The 16,956-nt window shown below is 67.3% G+C and carries 17 protein-coding genes; 7 read left to right on the forward strand and 10 right to left on the reverse strand.

What is annotated here, in order from left to right; translation table 11 throughout:
* Nucleotides 1-27: 27 nt before the first annotated feature.
* Nucleotides 28-582, reverse strand: coding sequence for a cob(I)yrinic acid a,c-diamide adenosyltransferase (locus tag ACTJI4_RS06110; protein WP_392919031.1), 555 nt, complete (start codon nucleotides 580-582; stop codon nucleotides 28-30).
* Between the two features lie 11 nt (nucleotides 583-593).
* Complete coding sequence (locus tag ACTJI4_RS06115; protein ID WP_440868850.1) at nucleotides 594-1,178, reverse strand: hypothetical protein; 585 nt, start codon at nucleotides 1,176-1,178, stop codon at nucleotides 594-596.
* A gap of 85 nt (nucleotides 1,179-1,263) precedes the next feature.
* Between ACTJI4_RS06115 and ubiH the strand changes: the two genes are divergently transcribed.
* The 3 genes from ubiH to ACTJI4_RS06130 all read left to right on the forward strand — a co-directional run bounded on the left by ubiH (nucleotide 1,264) and on the right by ACTJI4_RS06130 (nucleotide 4,649).
* Nucleotides 1,264-2,469, forward strand: coding sequence for a 2-octaprenyl-6-methoxyphenyl hydroxylase (gene ubiH, locus ACTJI4_RS06120; protein WP_392919028.1), 1,206 nt, complete (start codon nucleotides 1,264-1,266; stop codon nucleotides 2,467-2,469).
* On the forward strand, nucleotides 2,466-3,641 hold the full coding sequence (locus ACTJI4_RS06125) for a UbiH/UbiF family hydroxylase (RefSeq protein ID WP_440868820.1): 1,176 nt from the start codon (nucleotides 2,466-2,468) through the stop codon (nucleotides 3,639-3,641). Before ubiH ends, ACTJI4_RS06125 begins: the two co-directional genes overlap by 4 nt.
* A gap of 582 nt (nucleotides 3,642-4,223) precedes the next feature.
* Complete coding sequence (locus tag ACTJI4_RS06130; protein WP_440868821.1) at nucleotides 4,224-4,649, forward strand: hypothetical protein; 426 nt, start codon at nucleotides 4,224-4,226, stop codon at nucleotides 4,647-4,649.
* 38 nt (nucleotides 4,650-4,687) lie between these two features.
* On the opposite strand, the gene rlmM is transcribed toward ACTJI4_RS06130, so the two are convergent.
* The 3 genes from rlmM to ACTJI4_RS06145 are packed head-to-tail and all read right to left on the reverse strand — an operon-like array spanning nucleotide 4,688 to nucleotide 8,096.
* Nucleotides 4,688-5,734 carry a 23S rRNA (cytidine(2498)-2'-O)-methyltransferase RlmM gene (gene rlmM / locus ACTJI4_RS06135; protein WP_440868822.1) on the reverse strand — a complete coding sequence of 349 codons (1,047 nt, stop codon included), beginning with the start codon at nucleotides 5,732-5,734 and terminating at the stop codon, nucleotides 4,688-4,690.
* Between the two features lie 24 nt (nucleotides 5,735-5,758).
* Complete coding sequence (locus ACTJI4_RS06140; RefSeq protein WP_282248246.1) at nucleotides 5,759-6,319, reverse strand: nucleoside deaminase; 561 nt, start codon at nucleotides 6,317-6,319, stop codon at nucleotides 5,759-5,761.
* Nucleotides 6,320-6,347: 28 nt separating this feature from the next.
* Nucleotides 6,348-8,096, reverse strand: coding sequence for a glutamine--tRNA ligase/YqeY domain fusion protein (locus ACTJI4_RS06145; RefSeq protein ID WP_440868823.1), 1,749 nt, complete (start codon nucleotides 8,094-8,096; stop codon nucleotides 6,348-6,350).
* A gap of 188 nt (nucleotides 8,097-8,284) precedes the next feature.
* Between ACTJI4_RS06145 and ACTJI4_RS06150 the strand changes: the two genes are divergently transcribed.
* Both ACTJI4_RS06150 and msrA read left to right on the forward strand, forming a co-directional pair.
* Nucleotides 8,285-8,551 (forward strand): putative signal transducing protein, encoded by a 267-nt coding sequence (locus tag ACTJI4_RS06150; protein ID WP_392919018.1) that lies wholly within the window; start codon nucleotides 8,285-8,287, stop codon nucleotides 8,549-8,551.
* A gap of 30 nt (nucleotides 8,552-8,581) precedes the next feature.
* Nucleotides 8,582-9,232: a peptide-methionine (S)-S-oxide reductase MsrA gene (gene msrA / locus ACTJI4_RS06155; protein WP_392919924.1), complete on the forward strand. Its 651-nt coding sequence runs from the start codon at nucleotides 8,582-8,584 to the stop codon at nucleotides 9,230-9,232.
* Between the two features lie 588 nt (nucleotides 9,233-9,820).
* Here the strand turns inward: msrA and ACTJI4_RS06160 are convergent.
* The 5 genes from ACTJI4_RS06160 to ahpC all read right to left on the reverse strand — a co-directional run bounded on the left by ACTJI4_RS06160 (nucleotide 9,821) and on the right by ahpC (nucleotide 14,749).
* Nucleotides 9,821-10,783, reverse strand: a complete 963-nt coding sequence (locus ACTJI4_RS06160) for a transaldolase (RefSeq protein WP_440868824.1) — start codon at nucleotides 10,781-10,783, stop codon at nucleotides 9,821-9,823.
* 51 nt (nucleotides 10,784-10,834) lie between these two features.
* On the reverse strand, nucleotides 10,835-11,239 hold the full coding sequence (rnk, locus tag ACTJI4_RS06165) for a nucleoside diphosphate kinase regulator (RefSeq protein ID WP_440868825.1): 405 nt from the start codon (nucleotides 11,237-11,239) through the stop codon (nucleotides 10,835-10,837).
* A 125-nt stretch (nucleotides 11,240-11,364) separates the two neighbouring features.
* Nucleotides 11,365-12,333 carry a DNA-binding transcriptional regulator OxyR gene (gene oxyR / locus ACTJI4_RS06170; protein WP_392919009.1) on the reverse strand — a complete coding sequence of 323 codons (969 nt, stop codon included), beginning with the start codon at nucleotides 12,331-12,333 and terminating at the stop codon, nucleotides 11,365-11,367.
* Nucleotides 12,334-12,426: 93 nt separating this feature from the next.
* Nucleotides 12,427-14,019: an alkyl hydroperoxide reductase subunit F gene (ahpF, locus tag ACTJI4_RS06175; RefSeq protein ID WP_440868826.1), complete on the reverse strand. Its 1,593-nt coding sequence runs from the start codon at nucleotides 14,017-14,019 to the stop codon at nucleotides 12,427-12,429.
* 166 nt (nucleotides 14,020-14,185) lie between these two features.
* The gene (gene ahpC / locus ACTJI4_RS06180; protein ID WP_068849365.1) at nucleotides 14,186-14,749 is read right to left on the reverse strand and encodes an alkyl hydroperoxide reductase subunit C; all 564 of its coding nucleotides are present in this window, start codon (nucleotides 14,747-14,749) and stop codon (nucleotides 14,186-14,188) included.
* 344 nt (nucleotides 14,750-15,093) lie between these two features.
* Here ahpC and prmC point away from each other — a divergent pair, with 344 nt between their 5' ends.
* Together prmC and pip are read left to right on the forward strand one after the other, a co-directional pair.
* Nucleotides 15,094-15,951, forward strand: coding sequence for a peptide chain release factor N(5)-glutamine methyltransferase (gene prmC, locus ACTJI4_RS06185; RefSeq protein WP_440868827.1), 858 nt, complete (start codon nucleotides 15,094-15,096; stop codon nucleotides 15,949-15,951).
* A 34-nt stretch (nucleotides 15,952-15,985) separates the two neighbouring features.
* On the forward strand, nucleotides 15,986-16,930 hold the full coding sequence (pip, locus tag ACTJI4_RS06190; RefSeq protein WP_392919000.1) for a prolyl aminopeptidase: 945 nt from the start codon (nucleotides 15,986-15,988) through the stop codon (nucleotides 16,928-16,930).
* The last annotated feature ends 26 nt before the right edge of the window (nucleotides 16,931-16,956 follow it).

Raw genomic sequence — 16,956 nt, forward strand, 5'->3', positions numbered from 1 at the left:
GACAGGGTTCCGGGGCGGTAGGACGGCTCAGCCGTGGCGGCGGGTGTGCTGCCAGAGGACCTCGCCGTGGCCATCGGCGCGGGCGAGCACGCGGGCCAGCACGAACAGCAGGTCCGACAGCCGGTTGAGGTAATGCAGGGCTTCGGCGCGCACCGGTTCCTGGCGGGCCAGGGTGACCGTTTCGCGCTCGGCGCGGCGCACGATCGTGCGGGCCAGGTGGCAGCGTGCGGCGGCTTCGCCGCCACCGGGAAGGATGAATTCCTTCAACGCGGGCAAGCCGGCGTTGTAGTGATCCAGGTGGTGTTCCAGCGCCTGGACGTCGCCCGCCTGGATTGCCGCATGGCCGGGAATGCACAGCTCGCCGCCCAGGTCGAACAGCTGGTGCTGCACCGTGGTGAGCAGAGCACGCACGTCATCGGGCAGCCCGACCGCCAGCAGCACGCCGAGCGCCGAGTTGGCCTCGTCCACGCTGCCGAAGGCGTTGACCCGCGCCGCATCCTTGGCCACCCGGCTGCCGTCGCCGAGGCCGGTGCTGCCGTCATCGCCGGTGCGGGTGTAGATGCGCGACAGCCTGTTGCCCATGCGCGCCGGGCTCAGCGCAGCGCGTCGCGACGGGCGTGCAGCAGCTTGACGACCTGTTCGGTGGCCAGCTGCAGCGCGGCTGCCAGACCGACGTAGACGGCCGCGGTACGCAAATAAGGCAGGAACCAGTCCGCGTAGTTGCGGGCCCAGCCCTGCACGGTGGGGGCCGCGACCACGTCACTGGTCCAGTAGAAGCCGCTCTGCGCGAACAGGTGGCACACCGCCACTGCGGCCAGCAGCAGGGCGGATCCCTTGGCCAGTGCGGCCCAGTCCGCGCTGCGGTAGCCCTGGCGCAGCAGCGCGCCGCCGGCCCACATCGCGAAGTAGGCGGGCACCAGCAGTGCGGTACCCGGCGAGACGCAGTAGTGCTGCCAGTAGCCGATGCCGCTGGCGCGGATCACCAGCACGTCGATCACGATGGCCAGCACCATCAGCAGCGGAAAGGCCCAGCGCGTCCAGCTGCGCAGGTGGAAGCCGGCAATGAAGAACACCGCCCAGGACGCGTCGGGGATCGCCGCGAAGTGGTTGACCCGGGTTGCCGCCATCAGCAGCACGAGCACGAACAGGATGAAGGCGCGTTGGGCAGTGGAGGTCATTGGGGCGGGGGTCGGGAGTCCAGCGTTCATTCTAGCGCCTGCCGCCACGGGGCGTAGCCGGGCCGCACGCACTATCATGGGCGGCATGAGTAAACGTCATGACGTAGTGATCGTAGGCGGCGGCCTGGTCGGCGCCAGCCTGGCCATTGCCCTGGACCGGGCCGGCCGCGATGTCGGGCTGGTCGAGATCGCGCCGGCCGGCATGCTGCCGCCCGTGTTCGACCAGCGCAACCTCAGTTTTGCTGCCGCCACGGTCAACGCTCTCACCACCTTGGGGGTGATGCCGCTGCTGGGCGCGGCGGTGGGCCCGATCACCCGCATCCACGTCAGCCGCGCCGGCGATTTCGGCCGGGTCCAGATGGAGGCCGCGCAGTACGATCGGCCCTGGTTCGGCCAGGTCGTGGTGGCGCGCGATTTCGGCCAGGCACTGGAAACCCGGCTGCAGGGCCTGCACCACCTGACCCGCTACCGGCCGGCCCGTTTCGTGCGGCTGGGCGCCACGATCGATGGCTGCCGCGAAGTGGTGATCGCCGATGATGGTGGTGAGCGCAGCCTGCTGGCGCGGCTGGTGGTCGGCGCCGATGGCACCCGCAGCGGCGTGCGCGACGCACTGGGCATCGGCGTGGATGAACATGATTTCCAGCAGACCCTGTTCGTAGCCCGCGTCCGCCCGGCGCGCGCGCCGGACGGCACCGCGTTCGAACGCTTTACCGATACCGGCCCGACCGCCCTGCTTCCGCGGGGCGACCGCCACTACGGAGCGGTACACGGCGTGGCCCGCGACCAGGCCGAAGCGGTGCTGGCACTGGACGACGCGGCGTGGCTGGCGCGGCTGCAGCAGGCCATCGGCTGGCGTGCGGGGCGCCTGCTGGAAAGCGGCCCGCGCAGCGCCTACCCGCTGGTGCAGGTGCTGGCGCAGCAAGTGGTGGGTGAGCGCGCGGTGCTGCTGGGCAATGCAGCGCAGACCATCCATCCGCTGGGCGCGCAGGGCTTCAACCTGGGCCTGCGCGATGCGCTGACCCTGGCCGAACTGATCGAAACGGCCGACGACGTCGGCAGCGATGCACTGCTGCAGGCGCATGTCGCGCGCCGGGACGAGGATCGCCGCCAGACCATCGCGTTCTCCGGTGGGCTGGCGCGGCTGACCAGCAATCCGGCGCCGCTGATGCGCCCGCTGCGCAGCCTCGGGCTGCTTGCGGCGCAGGCCACCTCGATGCAGTCGATGCTGGTCGGCGGCGCGATGGGCTTCCGCGGCGAGGTCCCGGCGCTGTGCCGTGGAGCCGGCGCATGAGCCGGCGTGCGCGGGATGTGATCGTGGTGGGCGGCGGCGTGGTCGGCGCCGCCTGCGCGTTGGCGCTGGCCGAGGCTGGGCTGCAGGTCACCCTGGTCGAAGGGCGCGAGCCGCCGGCGTGGCAGCCGCAGCAGCCGGACCTTCGGGTGTATGCCTTCGCCCCGGACAATGCGCAGCTGCTGCGCACGCTCGGGGTGTGGCCGGCGGTGCTGGCCGCGCGGGCCTGCGCGTACCGGCGCATGCGGGTCTGGGACGCGGCTGGCGGCGAGGAACTGCAGTTCGACGCAGACCGCCTAGGCCGTGAGCAGCTGGGCTGGATCGTGGAGAACGACCTGCTGGTGGACCGGCTGTGGGCGGCCCTGCCGGCGGCGGGTGTGCAGCTGTGCTGCCCGGCGCGGGTTGACGCGCTGGAACAGGATGCCGACGGCGTGCGCGTGCGGCTGGAGGACGGACGCCGGCTGGACGCGGCGCTCGCCATCGCCGCCGACGGTGCGGACTCGACCCTGCGCGGCTTGGCCGGACTGCAGGTCAGCCGACAGGATTACGGTCAGCGTGGCGTGGTCGCCTACATCGATACCGAGCAGGACAACCAGGCCACCGCCTGGCAGCGCTTCCTGACGACCGGGCCGCTGGCGGTGCTGCCGGCGGGCACGCACCGCAGCTCCATTGTCTGGACGCTGCCCGATGCCGAGGCCGAGCGCGTGCTGGCACTGGACGAGGGGGCCTTCAACGCCGAAATTACCCGCGCCTTTGGCGCCCGGTTGGGCGCGATGACGCTGGCCTCGCGGCGCGCCGCCTTCCCGCTGCGCCGGCAGTTGGCCAGTTCGTACGTGGCGGGGCGCGTCCTGGCCCTGGGCGATGCAGCACACGTGGTGCACCCGTTGGCCGGGCAGGGCGTGAACCTGGGCCTGCGCGACGTGGCGGCCCTGCATGCCACGGTGCTGCGCGCCCAGCAGCGGCGGCAGGATTGGGCATCGCCCGACCGGCTGCAGCGCTGGGCGCGCGAGCGCCGCAGCGAGAACACGGTGTCGGCCCATGGCTTTGACGCAATCAACACAATTTTCTCCAACGACGAGATGCATTTGACCCTGGCGCGTGGTTGCGCGCTGGGCAGCGTGGGCCGGGTGCCGCCACTGGTGTCGGCCCTGTGGAAGCGCGCGGCGGGGTTGTAGGTCCAGGGGGATCGAAATCTGGAAGCGGGCCGGGCTGCCACTGCGCAGACTGCGGCGCGGCTGGCGCTGTCCGGCCTCGATAGCGCGTCGCGCTTCCCATCTTCCGGAACTCCCCCATGGCACTTTCGCCCCTTGATCGTCCCCAGCCGCCTTCGTCGGCGCGCGCTCCCGAGTGCGCTCCGCGTGGTGGCTCCGACGGGATCGGACTGCAGCTCATCAGCATGCGCAACGGTGACATGGCGTCCAAGCCGCTGGGTGATCTTCCTATGGTCACGCGCACTGCGCCTGTCAGTGCCCCCAGGACTACCACGGCGCCCGCTGAGCTGCAGCGTGACGGGCCCATAAGTTGCAAGGAAGCGCTGGAACTGTTGATGTCCATGAAACAGGGCCAGCCCGTAAAAAAATGCCTCGAGCTCAATTCGCGCGGTCACGTCTGAGGCTGGCCAGCGGGTTGCCGCAACCGGCCTGGGATGATTGATTCTTGAAAGTGGATGTCCCCTGAGTTTCCTCAGACTGAACGGGTCTGGAGGCGTCCCACCGTAACGGGTGCGGCCGCATCGCCCCCTTTCCCGAGGAAGAATCATGAGCATTGCCAAGGTTCTCAACCAGCTTTTCCGGCCGGCGTCGTTCAACGCTGAAAAGACCGTGCGCGCGATCGTTGCCCATCCCGAGGCGGCCGCGGAGGATTTCAATGGGCTGATCACTCACATCAACAACCGGTGCCACCAGTACGGCATCGGCTGCCGGGGCGAGGATGGCCTTCGCGCGCAGGTGAACCTGGACAGGTTTGCCCGCTCCAAGGGCGCCGCCGCGCCCACCGAGGTCCAGGCCAAGCTCCTGCTGAACAGCCTCAAATCCCTGCAGCGCGACCTTGAGAGTCAGCGCGGTCCCGCGCGGTTGGCTTCCGGAAAACATGACAGCTGGAACAATGACCGCCTCAGCCAGTTGAACAAGGCGCTGGAACTGACCCGCAGCCTGCAGCACTTCCGGGGGCCCGCCAGGGGCTGAGACGTTCGCTGGGGACAGTCAGGCCTGCCGGGCGTTGTTCAGCGCCCGGTCCAGGCCAGCACCGTGATTTCCTCACGGTCGTGGTAGAGCTGCTTGGCACGCACGGTGAGCGGTCGCCCGGCCTGCGCTTCGAACAGCTCCAGGCACAGCCGGGTTTCGTCCCAGCGCTTCTTCATCGGCAGCTTGAGGTTGAAGATCGCGTGCCGGCACCAGCCCTCGCGGAACCAGGTGGCCATGCGTTCGGCCACACGGCGCGGTTGCTCGACCATGTCGCAGACCATCCAGTCCAGTGGAGCTTCGGGCTGCCAGTGGAAGCCATCGGCGCGCAGGTGTTCGACCAGACCGGTTTCCAGTACGTGCTCACGCAGCGGACCGTTATCCACGCTGATCACATGCATGTGCTGGCGGGTGAGCACCCACGTCCAGCCGCCGGGTGCGGCGCCCAGGTCTGCCGAGCGCATGCCGGGCTTGACCAGCTGCTCGCGTTCTTCCGGGCTCATCAGCGTGAGCAGGGCCTCGTCCAGCTTCAGGGCCGAGCGTGACGGTGCGTCCGGCAGCAGCTTCAGCCGTGGAATGCCCAGCGCCCACGGGGCGCTGTCGCGGGTATCGGCCACGCAGACGAACGCATGGCGACCGTCGACGAACACGATGTGTACGCGCGGCAGGCTGGTGTTGGGCTTGTCGGTGAGCAGGCCGGCCTTGCGCAGCGCCGGACGCAGCGCATTGCCGAAGGCGCGGGCCAGGCCCGCCAGCGGTTTGCCTTCATCCGAATCGGGATGCTCCACCCACATGTCGCCGAAGCGCTGCTGGCCTTCCAACGCGGCCAGGATCGGGGTGATCCGGTCGGTCGGGTCCAGCTCGCGCAGTTCGGCCATCACCACCAGCTTCTGGCGGGCGAAGATCAGCGAACGCCAGGGCAGCGCCTTGGACAGCGCGGCGCCTTCGTCGGTGGCGAACACTACATAGCCATCGTTGCGCTGGGTGCGGGCATAACCGGCAATGTTGGCGTAGGCGGCACGCTCGGCCAGCTCACCGGCCAGTTCGGGCTCGAAGCCCTGCCGGCACAGGCACAGCAGGCCACTCATCGACGCACGCCCATGGCGTGGCAATCAGTAATGCGCACCGTTGATCTCCCCGTACTGGCGCAGCACGGCGCGCGCTGCATCGCGTTCGATGCCGCGCACGACCTCGATGCCGCGCTTGTTGAGTTCGCCGATCCAGTCGGCCGGCAGCGGACCTTCATCGAACGGGGTCAGTTCTTCCACATCCTGCGCGCTGGCGCCGATCAGCAGCCGGTCGATGCCGGCCCAGATGGTGGCGCCGTAGCACTGGCAGCACGGCTGCGAGGAGGTGGCCAGGGTGATCGGGGACAAAACGTCGTTCAGGCGGGGGCTCTGCAGACGCTGCTGGGCCAGCATGTAGGCCATGTTCTCGGCATGCGCCAGCGAGGTGCTGTGCGGCACCACGCGGTTGACGCCGGCCGCGATGACGCGGTCGTCCGGTCCGAACACCACCGCGCCGAACGGGCCGCCGGTTTCCGCCTCCACGTTCAGCCGCGACAGTTCGATCGCCAGGGCGACCTTGGCGGCATCGCCGGGGTATGCACGGGCCAGGTCGATCTGGTCGTGGATCCAGGCGGGCAGGGTGAGGTGGACTTGCGCGTACAGCATGGGACAGGCCTTTCGAATGCGGTGGGGCTTACGCCGACCAGGTGTCGCGCAGGGTGACGCTGCGGTTGAACACGGGGGCGGCGGCGGTGTGGTCGCGGCGGTCGGCGACGAAATAACCGGTGCGCTCGAACTGGAACGACTGTTCTGGCGCGGCGGTGGCCGCGGCCGGTTCGACGTAGCCGGTGACGGTGCGGCGCGATTCGGGGTTGAGGTAATCGCGGTAGGTCTTGCCTTCGGACTCATCGTCCGGGTTGGGCACCGAGAACAGGCGGTCGTACAGGCGGATTTCGGCCGGCACGGCATGCACGGCGCTGACCCAGTGGATGGTGCCCTTGACCTTGCGGTTGGCGCCTTCCATGCCGGGACGCGATTCGGGATCCAGCCAGCCGCGCAGTTCGGTGATGGTGCCGTCGGCATCCTTGATCACTTCATCGCAGCGGATGATGCCGGCACCGCGCAGGCGCACTTCGCCACCGGGCACCAGGCGCTTCCAGCCCTTGGGCGGCACCTCGGCGAAGTCGTCGCGCTCGATCCACAGTTCGCGGGCGAACGGCACCTCGCGGGTTCCGAAGGCGTCGTCCTTGGGGTGGTTGGAGAAGGTCAGCGTTTCGGCATGGCCCTCGGGCAGGTTGGTCAGCACCAGCTTGACCGGGTCGACCACGGCCATGCGGCGCGCGGCGGCACTGTCGAGGTCTTCGCGCAGTGCGCCTTCGAGCACGCTGAAATCGATCATCGAGTTCTGCTTGCTGATGCCCACGCGTTCGGCGAACAGGCGCATCGCCGCCGGGGTGTAGCCGCGACGACGCAGGCCCTGCAGGGTCGGCATGCGCGGGTCTTCCCAGCCGTCGACCAGCTGTTCGGTGACCAGCGCCATCAGCTTGCGCTTGCTCATCACGGTGTAGTTGATGTTCAAACGCGAGAATTCGATCTGGCGTGGCTTGGCGGCTTCGCGCGGCAGGCCACGCTCGACCAGCGGCGCGGTCAGTGCATCGTCATGGGCGAAGTCGACATTGTCCACGCACCAGTCGTACAGGGGGCGGTGGTCTTCGAACTCCAGCGTGCACAGCGAGTGCGTGATGCCTTCGATGGAGTCGCCCAGGGCATGGGCGAAGTCGTACATCGGGTAGATCGGCCAGGTATTGCCGGTGTTCTGGTGTTCGACGTGCTTGATGCGGTACAGGGCCGGATCGCGCAGGTTGATGTTGCCGCTGGCCATGTCGATCTTGGCGCGCAGGGTGCGCGCGCCGTCCGGGAACTCACCGGCGCGCATGCGGCGGAACAGGTCCAGGTTCTCGTCGACGCTGCGGTTGCGCCAGGGCGAAGGGCGGCCAGGTTCGGTGAGGGTGCCGCGGTAGGCGCGCACTTCCTCGGCCGACAGGTCACAGACATAGGCCTTGCCATCGCGGATCAGCTTTTCGGCGGCCAGGTAGTAGGCGTCGAAGTAATCGGAGGCATGCCGCAGTTCGTTCCAGGTGAAGCCCAGCCAGCGCACGTCATCCTGGATGGCGGCCACGTACTCGGGGTCTTCCTTGGCCGGGTTGGTATCGTCGAAGCGCAGGTTGCAGACGCCGGCGAACTCACCGGCGATGCCGAAGTTCAGGCAGATCGACTTCGCATGGCCGATGTGCAGGTAGCCGTTCGGCTCGGGCGGGAAGCGCGTCTTGATTGCGGCATGCTTGCCGGCGGCCAGGTCCTCGCGGACGATCTGACGGATGAAATCCCGCTTTTCGTGGGTTTCCGGAAGGGCGTCGGTGGGGGCGGCAGTAGGCTCGGACATGATGCGCAGGCAGAAGGCAGAAAGAACGTCAGTCTAACGCGTCCCCCCGGGGCGCGTTAGACGGTAGGTGCCGACCGTTGGTCGGCACTCATCCCCCCGGGGCGCGTCAGACGGTAGGTGCCGACCGTTGGTCGGCACTCATTGGAGCACCAGCGTATGCTGCCCCCAGAATCCACCGGAGTGCGCCCATGCACGTGATCTACCAGGCCGACAACCTGTTCGACGCCCATCTGGTCAAGCACGCGCTGGAGGCAGCGCGGATTCCGGCTTTTGTGTTCGGCGAGTCGCTGTTGGGCGGAATGGGCGAGCTGCCGCTGTTCGGGGTGCTGCGGGTGTGCGTGCCGGACCTGGCCAGGCCCGAGGCCGAGCAGATCGTGGCCGGCCTGGACTTGGGCGGGCCGCAGGACGACCCCATATGGGACGGTGACGAAAGCGCCGGCCCGTTGCCGGCCTAGGAGAGCGCCATGTTGGGAATTGCCAAGGGCCTGTTGGGGATCGGGGCGTTCAAGCAGCGCCTGCCGCGCCCGGATGAAGCGTTGCCCGGCCGCGAACACCCGCTGCCGCTGCACAACCGGCACTACGTGAACAGCCACCCGCTGAAGGACGGCTTTGCCGGACTGGAGCGGATCCGCTTCGCGATGGGCTGCTTCTGGGGCGCCGAGCGCAAGTTCTGGACGCTGCCGGGGGTGTATTCGACCTCGGTGGGCTATGCGGGCGGGGTGACCCCGAACCCGACCTATGAAGAGGTCTGTTCAGGCCTGACCGGGCACACCGAGATCGTGGAGGTGGTGTTCGACCCGTCCATCATCGGCCTGGGCGAGCTGCTGCAGGTGTTCTGGGAGAACCACGACCCGACCCAGGGCATGCGCCAGGGCAACGATACCGGCACCCAGTACCGTTCGGCGGTCCACGCTACGTCCCAGGCCCAGTTCGATGCTGTGCTTGCCAGCCGTGATGCCTATCAGCAGCGGTTGACCGAGGCTGGGTTGGGGGCCATCACTACCGAGATCGAGTTCCCGGCGCCGGCGTATTACTACGCTGAGGATTACCACCAGCAGTATCTGGCCAAGAACCCGAACGGTTATTGCGGGATTGGTGGGACCGGGGTGAGTTGCCCGATCGGGGTTGGGGTTTAACAGCCTGCGATTGCGTTTGATGCTGGGGCTGCCGGGCGTTTGCCCGGCAGCTTCATGCGTTTTGGCGAACAGCCGCTGGGCCCGCGCATGGCCTGAGCTGGGCCGGCGGGTGCGGGTTTGCGGGACACGCCGCAAGTACGTCCGTGTAGGCTCGTTCGCGCCATCCATGGCGCTCTACGGTCCCGCAAACCCGCCCCCGCCGACCCTCGACGGTGCGTAGGTGGCCACGGGAAGATCAAGAACGGCGCCGATCATTTTCATGCGTTGCCGGACGCGGTGGCGTTCCGTGCGTATTGATTCCTTGTGCGAGACCGTAGAGCCACGCCCTGCGTGGCTGCCTTTTGCATCCGCCCGCGACTCACCATCTGGGGCGGCCGGCGGGCAGCCCCCGTAGGGACTGTCAAAAACATGGATGTTTTTGCCAAGCCCCCAAGGATGGGTTTACGGCGTGTCCCGGAGCGGGGCTGGCCGACGGCCGCCCTGCTCGGATCAATCGAAACGCCCGCCGTTCGCGGATATCCAAACAAAAACGGGACAGATGCAATCGCTGCATCCGTCCCGTATTGCGTTCGAGAACGCAGGAACTGCTTACAGCCGTTCGCGAATCGTCTGGCGCAGCGCTTCCAGGTCCTTGGCGAACGCGTCGATGCCGGCGGCCAGCTTCTCGGTGGCCATCGGGTCGGCGGCCAGGTCGGTGGCGAATTTCGCTGCGTCGATCGGGGTGACGTTGACCGCTTCGGCGGCGCCAGCCACCAGCCTGCGCGGCAGCTCGCCGTGGTCGGCGTCCAGCTTTTCCAGCAGGTCCGGCGAGATGGTCAGGCGGTCGCAGCCGGCCAGCGCTTCGATCTGCGCGGTGGAGCGGAACGAGGCGCCCATCACCACGGTCGGCGAACCGCGGCGCTTGAACTCGGCATATACGCCGCGCACGAACACCACGCCCGGGTCGGCGTCGATGTTGGCCGGGGCCTGGCCGTTGGCCACGTACCAGTCCAGGATCCGGCCGACGAACGGGGAGATCAGGAACGCGCCGGCCTCGCTGCAGGCCAGGGCCTGGGTCGGGTTGAAGATCAGTGTCAGGTTGCAGTCGATGCCTTCAGCCTGGAGCTGGCGTGCGGCGTCCACGCCTTCCCAGGTAGCCGCGATCTTGATCAGCACCTTGCTGCGCGGCACGCCGGCCGCTTCGTACATGGCGATGAACTGGCGTGCCTTGGTTACCGTGGCCGCGGTGTCGTGGGCCAGGTCGGCGTCGACTTCAGTGGAAACGCGGCCGGGTACCAGCGTGCTCAGCAGCGTGCCCACTCCGACGGTGAGACGATCGGCCACGGCGTTCACGACGGTTTCGCGATCGCCCGCCTGCGTGCGGCCCCAGGCCAGTTCGCGCTCGATCAGCTCGGCATAGACCGGCAGGTCAAGCGCTTTTTTCACCAGCGTGGGATTGGTCGTGCAGTCGACCGGCTTCAGGCGCTTGATTGCCTCGTAATCGCCGGTATCGGCCACGACCACGGACAGATCGCGCAGCTGCGAGAGTTTGGACGGGGTTGCGGTGCTCATTGCGGCTCCTGGAACGTTACCTGGGCCCTGCGGGGTGCGTGGCAGGGACGATCAAATTCTGGGGGTGTGGACGGCCTTCACCCGCAGGCGCAGTTTGCGGCCGCCAGGTGCATCCCAGTCCATCGACTGGCCAACGGCCAGGCCAAGCAGCGCGGTGCCCACCGGTGCGAGGATGGAGACCTTGCCCTGGTCGACATCGGCTTCGCGCGGGTAGACCAGCGTCAGCTCGTGCCTGTCACCGTGCAGTTCATCTTCGCATTCCACCCGCGAATGCATCATGACCACGCCTTCCGGCATCTGTTCCGGCGCCACCACGGTCGCACGGTTCAATTCCTCGGCCAGTGCCAGCGCCGCAGGCGTCCTGGCAACGGCGGGCGAGTCGAGCATGGACTCGAGGCGGTCCATGTCGTGGCTGGACACGGTGATGGAAGGCGGCAGGCCGCTGGCGGTGGACATCTGAAGCTCCTTGGTGATGGAAAAACCCATGCAAAAGGCGGCGCCTGCTGGCGCCGCCCTGTCGTATTGTGCGGCCTATCGGTGGCGGATGCGACCCGGTCCCGGGCCGCCCCGGCATCGCCGGTTCAGCGTGACCGTCGAGCCGGCGCCTGGAGCGCTCGCGGCCGGCCCGGCGCGCCATCGGCGCCGTCCAGGGTGAACAGCGCCTCTGGCAGCCGCTTGAACTGGTCGGCGAGCTGCTCCAGGAAGCCGGTCATGGCAGAGCTGCGCCGCCAGACCATGGCGATGCGCCGACTGGGGCGGTCATCGCCCTCGAAATCGAGCAGGCGGATGTTGTCCGAGCGCGGCACTGGCGGCTTCACTGACAAGGTCGGCAGCAGGGTGATGCCGACGTCGGCCGCGACCATCTGTCGCAGCGTCTCCAGGCTGGTGGCGCGGAATTCGGACTTCTCGTTGGCGCCGAACAGACGGCATACCGCCAGCGCCTGGTCGCGCAGGCAGTGCCCGTCTTCCAGCAGCAGCAGCTTCTGCGACGAGAGTTCCTGGACATCAAGGTGAAGGCGTCGCGCCAGCGGATGTTGGCCGGAGACGGCCAGCAGGAACGGTTCCTCGAACAGAAACTCGGCGTGCAGCTGGTCGTCGTCCAGTGGCAGCGCCAGCAGGGCCGCATCCAGCCGGCCGTCGCGCAGCCGGTTCAGCAGCTCATCGCTTTTTTCTTCGACCAGCAGAAGCTCAAGTTGGGGAAAGCGTCCGCGGATGTTCGGGATGACGTGCGGCAGCAGGTACGGACCCAGCGTGGGAAAAATGCCCAGCCGGACCGTGCCCGCTTCGGGGTCGCGGCTGCGCCGCGCCGCCTCCTTGAGTTGTTCGATTTCGCCCATGATGGTGCGTGCGCGGGCGGCCGCTTCCAGGCCGGCCGGGGTCAGCATCACCTTGCGCGGGGAGCGTTCCACCAGCGGCAGGCCCAGCTCATCCTCGAGCTTGCGGATCTGGGTCGAGAGCGTGGGCTGGCTGACGAAGCAGGACGCCGCCGCTCGACCAAAGTGGCGATGGTCAGCCAACGCCACCAGATATTTCAGATCACGTAGGTTCATTTCCTTGTACCTCTAGACGGTAATGGACCGGGCGATGGCGTGGTTTTCCCAGCAGGCAAAAAAAGGTTCCCCGCAAGCGGGGAACCGGACGTTTCAGGCAGCTTCGGCGACGGCGCCGCTGCTCTTTGGAACGGTGGTTCGGATCAGGTGGTCAAAAGCGCTCAGCGCGGCCGTCGAGCCGGCGCCCATCGCGATGATGATCTGCTTGTAAGGTACGGTTGTGCAATCTCCTGCGGCAAACACGCCCGGAACACTGGTCTGGCCGCGGTCGTCAATGACCACTTCGCCGCGCGGAGACAGTGCCACGGTGTCCTTGAGCCACTCGGTATTGGGCAACAGCCCGATCTGCACGAAGATGCCCTCCAGCTCGACCCGGTGGGCATCGCCACCGACGCGGTCCCTGTAGACCAGACCGTTCACCTTCTGGCCATCGCCCAGTACTTCCTGGGTGAGCGCGCTGGTGATGATGGTGACATTGCCCAGGCTTCGCAGCTTCTTCTGCAGGACTTCATCGGCGCGGAGTTTGTCATCGAACTCGAGAAGGGTCACATGCGTCACGATGCCGGCCAGATCGATCGCCGCCTCGACGCCGGAATTGCCGCCGCCGATCACCGCCACGCGCTTGCCCTTGAACAACGGACCGTCGCAGTGCGGACAGTAGGCCACGCCCTTGTTGCGGTACTGGTCCTCGCCGGGCACGTTCATCTGCCGCCAGCGTGCGCCAGTGGACAGGATCACCGAACGCGACTTCAGTGACGCACCGTTTTCGAGTTTGACCTCGACCAGGCCGTCCTCGCCGGCCGGCACCAGGCCGCTGGCGCGCTGCAGGTTCATGATATCCACGTCGTATTCGCGCACATGCTGTTCCAGCGCGGTGGCCAGCTTCGGGCCTTCGGTTTCCTTGACCGAGATGAAGTTCTCGATCGCCATGGTGTCCAGCACCTGGCCACCAAAACGTTCAGCAGCGACGCCGGTGCGGATGCCCTTGCGCGCGGCATAGATCGCTGCAGCGGCGCCGGCCGGGCCACCGCCGATCACCAGCACGTCGTACGGCGCCTTCGCCGCAATCTTTGCCGCATCGCGCTTGGCCGAGCCGGTATCGAGCTTGGCCACGATCTGCTCCAGACTCATGCGGCCCTGGTCGAACACTTCGCCGTTGAGGTACACGGTGGGCACGGACATGATCTGGCGCGCTTCGACCTCGGCCGGGAACAGGCCGCCGTCAATCGCCACGTGCTGGATGCGCGGGTTCAACACCGCCGCCAGGTTCAGCGCCTGGACCACGTCCGGGCAGTTCTGGCAGGACAGCGAGAAGTAGGTTTCAAAGCGGTACTCGCCTTCCAGGCCCTGCACCTGTTCGATCACTTCGGCGGTCGCCTTGGACGGATGCCCACCCACCTGCAGCAGCGCCAGCACCAGCGAGGTGAACTCATGGCCCATCGGCAGGCCGGCGAAGGCCAGGTGGATGTCCTGGCCCGGCGTGGTCAGGGCGAAGGAAGGGGTGCGCTCGGCGCCGTCCCGGCGCACGTCCAGGGTGATCTGGCTGGACAGGCTGACCAGGGTTTCGAGCAGCTCCAGCATCTCCTGCGACTTGGCGCTGTCATCGGCATGCGCGGTGATCTGGATCGGCCGGGTGACGCGTTCCAGGTAGGTCTTCAGCTGGGACTGGAGGTTGGCATCCAACATCGAAAAACTCCTTGATTCAGGCAAAGGAACTACGTCGACGTACCGCTACGGTACATCTGGGCGGCGTAGGGGTGAACCGAAGCGGGCGCGCGGCACCGGCTTGGATTCACCCCCACTCCCGTCGAAACGGGAATGGGAGTGGAGCGTTACGTGTTGCGGGCCGGAATCAGATCTTGCCGACCAGGTCCAGCGACGGTGTCAGGGTCTTCTCGCCTTCCTTCCACTTGGCCGGGCACACCTGGTTCGGGTTGGCGGCGGTGAACTGGGCAGCCTTCAGCTTGCGCAGCGTCTCGGAGACGTCACGGGCGATCTCGTTGGAGTGGATCTCCAGGGTCTTGATCACGCCTTCCGGGTTGATGATGAAGGTGCCGCGCAGGGCCAGGCCTTCTTCGGCAATGTGCACGCCGAACGCGTTGGTCAGCTGGTGGGTCGGGTCGCCGACCAGCGGGAACTGGGCCTTGCCGACGGCCGGCGAGGTTTCGTGCCAGACCTTGTGCGAGAAGTGGGTGTCGGTCGTGACGATGTACACCTCGGCACCGGCCTTCTGGAATTCGGCGTAATGATCGGCGGCGTCTTCAATCTCGGTCGGGCAGTTGAAGGTGAAGGCGGCCGGCATGAAGATCAGGACCGACCACTGGCCCTTCAGGGTGCTGTCGGACACCTTGATGAACTCGCCATTCTGGTAGGCGTTGGCTTCGAACGGCTTGATCTGGGTGTTGATGAGCGACATCGATATTCCTCGTGGTGAAGGGGATGGGTGAAGCAGCCAACACAGAGTACCGGCTGGGTTTCGATAAGGACAATGCATTGATTTCATCTAATCGATAGATGCAGTCTATCGAAGAGCCCTGATTGGGGAGTGAACGATGGCCGTCACCAACGCGTAAGTCATTGTTTAGAAAGAGTTTGGCTTCATTCGGCTGCCGACAGGTTGATAGCCGCAGGTTATGCGACTTCCCCGCTGGCTGAACGGCAGGTCAGTCCGGCGCGCGTCCTGCGACACGCCGTCTCAACGCCTGCAGGGTGCCGCCATTGGCCTACACTGCGCCCCCATCGCCATTCCCCCAGGCCCCCATGACCGCCGCTCCGCAGGAGATCCGCCAGCTGCTTGCCGCCGCCGCCCGCGCGCTGCGCGGAGTGGAAGGTCGGCACGAGGCCGAACTGTTGCTGCTGCATGTACTGGGGCGCGAGCGGGGCTGGCTGTTCGCGCACGCCACCGACATGCTCGAGCCGGCCACGGCGGAGGCGTTCGCGACCCTGCTGCAGCGGCGCATTGCCGGTGAGCCGGTGGCCTATCTGCTGGGGCGCCGTGGCTTCTGGACCCTGGACCTGACGGTCAGCCCGGCCACGTTGATTCCGCGGCCGGAAACCGAACGGCTGGTCGAACTGGCCCTGGAGCGCCTGCCGGAAGGCGTGCCGCTGCGGGTGGCCGACCTGGGTACCGGCAGTGGCGCCATCGCGCTGGCGTTGGCCAGCGAACGCCCGCTGGCGCAGATCGTGGCCACGGACATGAGCAGCGATGCGATCACGGTTGCTGCCGGCAACGCCCGCCGGCACGGGCTGGCCAACATCGCGTTCCGGCAGGGGGCCTGGCATGCGCCACTGGCCCGCGAGCGCTTCGACCTGATTGCCAGCAATCCGCCGTACATCGCCAGTGACGACCCCCACCTCGCGCAGGGCGACCTGCGCTTCGAGCCTGCTGCTGCGCTGGCCTCCGGCCACGATGGGCTGGACGACATCCGCCTGATCATTGCCGGCGCGCCCGCGCACCTGCAGCCAGGCGGCTGGCTGTTGATGGAGCACGGTTGGGACCAGGGCGCGCCGATCCGCACGCTGCTGGAGGGCGCCGGATTCGTCGACGTGGACACCGCGCTGGATCTTGAGCAGCGCGATCGGGTAAGCCTGGGACGGTGGCCGGCTGCCCAGCGGTAGAATGGGCGACCGTGATTCCACTGGAGCTCCACCCATGCGCACGCTGTACCCGGCCATCACCCCTTACGACGTTGGCAGCCTGAAGGTCGACGACCGCCACACGCTGTATTTCGAGCAGTGCGGCAATCCGCAGGGCAAGCCGGTGGTGATGCTGCACGGCGGCCCCGGTGGTGGCTGCAGCGACAAGATGCGCCAGTTCCACGATCCGGCCAAGTACCGCATCATCCTGTTCGACCAGCGCGGCGCCGGCCGTTCCACCCCGCACGCCGACCTGGTGGACAACACCACCTGGGACCTGGTGGCCGATATCGAGAAGCTGCGCGAGCACCTGAAGGTGGAGCGCTGGCAGGTCTTCGGCGGCAGCTGGGGCTCCACGCTGGCACTGGCCTACGCGCAGACCCATCCGCAGCGGGTCACCGAGCTGGTGCTGCGTGGCATCTTCATGCTGCGCCGCTGGGAACTGGAATGGTTCTACCAGGAAGGTGCCAACCGCCTGTTCCCGGATGCGTGGGAGCATTACCTGGCGCCGATCCCGGCGGTGGAACGCCACGACCTGATTTCCGCCTTCCACCGCCGCCTGACCAGCGACGATGAAGCCACCCGGCTGGCCGCAGCCAAGGCGTGGAGCGTGTGGGAAGGCGCCACCAGCTTCCTGCACGTGGACGCTGACTTCGTGAACAGCCATGAAGACCCGCGCTTCGCGCTGGCCTTCGCGCGTATCGAGAACCACTACTTCGTCAACGGCGGTTTCTTCGAGGTCGAGGAGCAGCTGCTGCGCGATGCGCACCGTATCGCCGACATCCCGGGCGTGATCGTGCACGGCCGTTACGACGTGGTGTGCCCGCTGCAGAATGCGTGGGAGCTGCACAAGGCCTGGCCGAAATCCACGCTGGAAATCAGCCCGGCGTCGGGCCATTCCGCGTTCGAGGCGGAGAACATCGACGCGCTGGTGCGCGCCACGGATGGCTTCGCCGCGTGATGCCCGTGCCCACTCACGGTGGGTAC

It is taken from the genome of Stenotrophomonas sp. 22385, from assembly GCF_052045085.1.
Classification (GTDB): domain Bacteria; phylum Pseudomonadota; class Gammaproteobacteria; order Xanthomonadales; family Xanthomonadaceae; genus Stenotrophomonas.